Genomic DNA, 4,435 nt, shown 5'->3' with positions numbered 1-4,435 from the left:
CCACCCGCCGCGGCACCGGCCCGGCGGCATCGGCGAACTGCGCCAGGGACGCGGCCGGCGAAACCCGCGCCAGCAGCGCCGACTTGCCGACCGCCCGCGCCACGGTCCGCCGGTCGCCCACGGCCTGCGCCGCCTCCTCGTCCGCCCACCGCTCGGTGGAGTAGGCGACCGCCGTACGCAGCGGCCGCAGGAACGGGTTGGCGCGCGCGGCGAGCTGGACGGTCAGCAGGAAGCGGTGGTGGCGGCCCGTCAGATGGGCCCGCTCATGCGCGAACACGGCCCGCCGCTCGGCCGGGGTGAGCCCGGCGAGCAGGCCCGTGGTGACGACGACCCGGTCGCGCCTGCCCGGCAGGGCGTACGCGTACGCCGCCTCGTCCGGCAGCACCGCGACGGAGGTGTCCGGGAGCCCGGCCAGCGCCCGCGCGGCCCCGCGCCGCACCCGGCGGTGGCGCAGGGCCGTCCCCGTGCACGCGGCGACCACGGCGACTAGGGCGGGGATCGCGATCCGGCCCGCGATCCCGTCGTAGGGCACGGCGGCGCGCACCTCCGCGTCCGACCAGCCGTCGGGCAGCGGGTTCCCGGGCAGTTGCGCGGTGCCCACCACCATCAGCAGCCCCAGGCACAGGGTGCTGCACAGCGCGAGCACGGCCGCGACAACGCTCAGCAGCCAGGTTGCCGCCCGGGGATGCAGATGATGCTCGGCCAGCCGCGCCACGGGCCAGGCCGACAACGGCAGCACCAGCGGCAGGAAGACGAAGACCCCCATGGCCCTAGTCTCCCTCCTCCGGGGCCTCCGCCGTCTCCAGCAACGCGCGCAGCAGCCGCTCGTCCCCCGGGGACAGCGTGTTCACGAAACTCGCCAGCACGGCCTCGCGGTCGGTCTCGGAGTCGAGCACCCGCCGCATCCGCAACGCGGCCAGCCCTGCCTCGTCCGCGACCGCGGTCCACTGGAACGACCGCCCCGACCGCTCCCGCGCGACCGCGCCCTTGGCGTGCAGCCGGGTCAGGATGGTCACCACCGTCGTGTACGCGAGACCGCCCCCGAGCCGCTCCTGCACCCACCCCGCGACCACCGGCCCCGGCGCGGCGCGCAGCGTGGCCAGCACCTGGGTCTCCAACTCCCCCTGCCCCCGCCGCCGCGCCCCGGACCCCCGCTGCTCCGTCATCCCAGGTCTCCTACCGTCCGGCGCCCCCACCGCGGCGAGCGCCGCCCCATGCTACTGACGGGCCCGGAAACCGCCCCCGGGCGGCAAAAAGACCCCTCCCGAAGGAAGGGTCTCGCACTGCGCCCCCGGCAGGACTCGAACCTGCGGCCAAGCGCTTAGAAGGCGCCTGCTCTATCCACTGAGCTACGGGGGCCGGGTGGTGGCTGCGGTGTTCCGGAGCTTCCTGGGGCCCTGGTGGCCCGTGACCTTGCCGGGACAAGGATAGGGCTCCGGTTGACCGGACCTCGGTGCTTCACCTCCGTGGCACGATGTGGAGGTTCAGTGAAGCGAGACGATAATCGCAGGTAGGTACGGATCACGCACCGCTTTTGACGCCTCACGCCCCGGGTGTTGTGCACTCGTTATGCCTGCGTCCCACTCATCCCCTCTGTCCGGACGGGGGAACCGGCGCGCAGAAGTGGCTATACGCTTCAAAAGGGCTCCAAAATTGGGCATTCTTCGCATGTGGTGACCTTGGACGTACGGCCTCAGCTCATCGACGCACTCTCCGCCCTGCGCGACCGTGTCGCCGCCGTGCGTCTTCCACTGCCGCTCCCAGGTGCCCCCCGCGCCCGGCAGACCAGGATCGAGCTGCTCGCCCAGCTCGACGACTACCTGCTGCCCCGGCTGAAGGACCCCGAGGCACCGCTGCTCGCCGTCATCGGCGGCTCGACGGGCGCCGGGAAGTCGACGCTCGTCAACTCGCTGGTGGGGAGGCGGGTCAGCGAGGCCGGGGTGCTCCGGCCCACCACCCGTACGCCCGTCCTCGTCTGCCACCCCGACGACCAGCACTGGTTCGCGGGCGTACGGGTGCTGCCGCAGCTCACCCGGGTATGGCTGCCGCCCGAGGAGTACGCCGACCCCGGCCAGTGCGACGACCTCGACGGACCCGACGGGAACGCCGCCGAGGAAGGCACCGCCCTGCGCATCGAGACCGCCCCCGGCCTCCCGCGCGGGCTCGCCCTCCTCGACGCCCCCGACATCGACTCCCTCGTCGTGCGCAACCGCGTCCTGGCCGCCGAACTCATCTGCGCCGCCGACATCTGGGTCATGGTCACCACCGCCTCCCGGTACGCCGACGCCGTGCCCTGGCACCTCCTGCGGACCGCCAAGGAGTACAACGCCTCGCTCGTCACCGTCCTCGACCGCGTCCCCCACCAGGTCATCGCCGAGGTCTCCCGCCAGTACGGCGCCCTGCTCACCAAGGCGGGCCTCGGCGAGGTGCCCCGGTTCACCATCCCCGAACTGCCCGAGTCCGCGGGCGGCGGACGCGGACTGCTGCCCACCACCGCCGTCGCCCCGCTGCGCGCCTGGCTCACCCACCGCGCACAGGACCCGGCGGCCCGTCAGCAAGCGGTCGGCCGGACCGCCGCCGGCGTCATCGACTCCCTGGACGTCCGCATGCCCGCCCTCGCCGGCGCCGTCGCCGCCCAGTACGCGGCCGCCGTACGGCTGACGGGCGTGGTCGAGGACGCGTACGGGAAGGAGGGCGCCCGGGTCCGCCGCCGGCTGAAGAACGGCGGCGCGCTCGCCGGTGACGCCCGGACCAGATGGCGCGGCTACCCCACGTACAGCACCTCCGAAGAAGTGCTCGACGCGCTCGTCGAGAGCCTGGCCGCGCTCCTGGAGTGCGCCGTCGCCGCCGCCGACGAGCAGATCCGCACCGTCTGGCGGCGCGAGCCCGCCGCCGCGGCCTTCGCCTACGAGGCGGCCGGCCGCGAGGAGGGCGGCTGGGGTCCGGCCGAGGACATCCGGGGCCGGATCGCCATGACCGTACGCCGCTGGCGCCGCATCCTGGAGGAACTGGCCGAGGAGGAACTGCGCCTGATGGAGCGCAACACCGCCCCGGACCCCGAGACCGTCGCCGCCCTGCTGGCCGCCGCCCTCCTCGGCGGGCGCCGCGCCCGCACAGCGGGCGAACAACTGGCCGAACGCATCGGCGCCCAGGGCGCCCTGCGCCTGCGCGACAAGGGCGGCGCCCTGCTCACCACCTACCTCGACCACGTCCTGAACGGCGAACGCGACCGGCGCCTCGCCCCCCTGGACGCCCTCGACATCGCCCCCGAACCACAGGCGGAACTGATCGCCGCGCTGTCCCTACTGCAGAAGGAGAGGTGGCAGCGATGACTGCCGTCACTGACGAAAATCCGGGACAGGGCCGGGCTGCGGGACGCGCACGGAAGAAGAGGGCGGGCGCGGACACCGCCGGAGTACCGGCCGCGGCGGGCGGCTGGGACGACGGACTGATCGCCCGCCGCGCGCAGGAGGCGCGCAAGGAATCCCCCCGGACCCCGGACGAGATCGTGCCCGAGGACGACGAGACCCGGCCGCAGGTCGAGGCGTACGGGGACTCCGGCAGCCCGCTGCGCCCCCGCCTGGACGCCCTGCGCGAACTCGTCGGACTGTCCAGGGCCCGCCTGGACCGCGCCGCGCTCGCCGAAGCCGGCCGGGTGCTGGACGAGGCTGCGGCCCGGCAGCGGCTCTCCTCGCGGCACACCGTCGTCGCCATCGCCGGGGCCAGCGGCAGCGGCAAGTCCACCCTGTTCAACGCGCTCGCCGGCGCCCAGCTCTCCGAGACCGGCCTGCGCCGGCCCACCACCTCGTCCCCGCTCGCCTGCTCCTGGACCGACGGCGCCGCCGGACTGCTCGACCGGCTCGCCGTGCCCGGCCGGCTCCGGCGCAGGCCGCAGCCGGGCGCGGCGGCCGACGAGGCGCTGCAGGGCCTCGTCCTGGTGGACCTGCCCGACCACGACTCGGCGGCCCGGGGCCACCGCGACCAGGTGGACCGGGTGCTGGCACTCGTCGACGCGGTGATCTGGGTGGTGGACCCGGAGAAGTACGCGGACGCCGCACTCCACGAGCGCTACCTGCGCCCCCTGGCCGGCCACGCCGAGGTCACCTTCGTCGTGCTCAACCAGATCGACCGGCTGCCGGGCGAGGCCGCCGACCAGGTCCTGGACGACCTGCGCCGCCTGCTCGACGAGGACGGCATGGCCGTCGGCGAGCACGGCGAACCCGGCGCGACCGTGCTGCCGCTGTCCGCGCTCACCGGCGAGGGCGTCGGCGAGCTGCGCGAGCTGCTGGGCGCGTTCGTCCAGGAGCGCACGGCGGCCACCCGCCGCCTCTCCGCCGACGTGGACGCGGCGGCGGCCAGGCTGCGCCCGGTGTACGTCGCCGAGGGGCGCGCCGGGCTGGGGGAGCGGGCGCGCGAGGAGTTCGCCGACCGCCTC

The 4,435-nt window shown here is 74.9% G+C and carries 4 protein-coding genes and 1 tRNA gene; 2 read left to right on the top strand and 3 right to left on the bottom strand.

Annotated elements, in window-relative coordinates; all coding sequences use genetic code 11:
- The 3 genes from MHW47_RS32505 to MHW47_RS32495 form a co-directional block, all read right to left on the bottom strand.
- Positions 1–766 (bottom strand): M56 family metallopeptidase (locus tag MHW47_RS32505; protein WP_239227438.1); only part of this gene is annotated, 766 nt, incomplete at its 3' end.
- Positions 767–770: 4 nt separating this feature from the next.
- On the bottom strand, positions 771–1,166 hold the full coding sequence (locus MHW47_RS32500) for a BlaI/MecI/CopY family transcriptional regulator (protein WP_239227437.1): 396 nt from the start codon (positions 1,164–1,166) through the stop codon (positions 771–773).
- A gap of 120 nt (positions 1,167–1,286) precedes the next feature.
- Positions 1,287–1,359: transfer RNA gene (locus MHW47_RS32495), tRNA-Arg, on the bottom strand.
- A gap of 320 nt (positions 1,360–1,679) precedes the next feature.
- Between MHW47_RS32495 and MHW47_RS32490 the strand changes: the two genes are divergently transcribed.
- The gene (locus tag MHW47_RS32490; RefSeq protein ID WP_239227439.1) at positions 1,680–3,332 is read left to right on the top strand and encodes a dynamin family protein; all 1,653 of its coding nucleotides are present in this window, start codon (positions 1,680–1,682) and stop codon (positions 3,330–3,332) included.
- Positions 3,329–4,435: GTPase (locus tag MHW47_RS32485; RefSeq protein ID WP_239227436.1), on the top strand; the 1,107-nt coding region annotated here is incomplete at its 3' end. The genes MHW47_RS32490 and MHW47_RS32485, both read left to right, overlap by 4 nt.

Source organism: Streptomyces sp. OfavH-34-F, from assembly GCF_022347745.1.
Classification (GTDB): Bacteria; Actinomycetota; Actinomycetes; order Streptomycetales; family Streptomycetaceae; genus Streptomyces.
The sequence above is the reverse complement of the archived record's forward strand: the minus strand, read 5'-3'. Positions and strand labels throughout refer to the sequence as shown.

Excerpts from the sequence above, each read along its gene's own strand:
- MHW47_RS32500 (WP_239227437.1), bottom strand. The coding sequence starts at position 1,166 with ATGACGGAGCAGCGGGGGTCCGGGGCGCGGCGGCGGGGGCAGGGGGAG.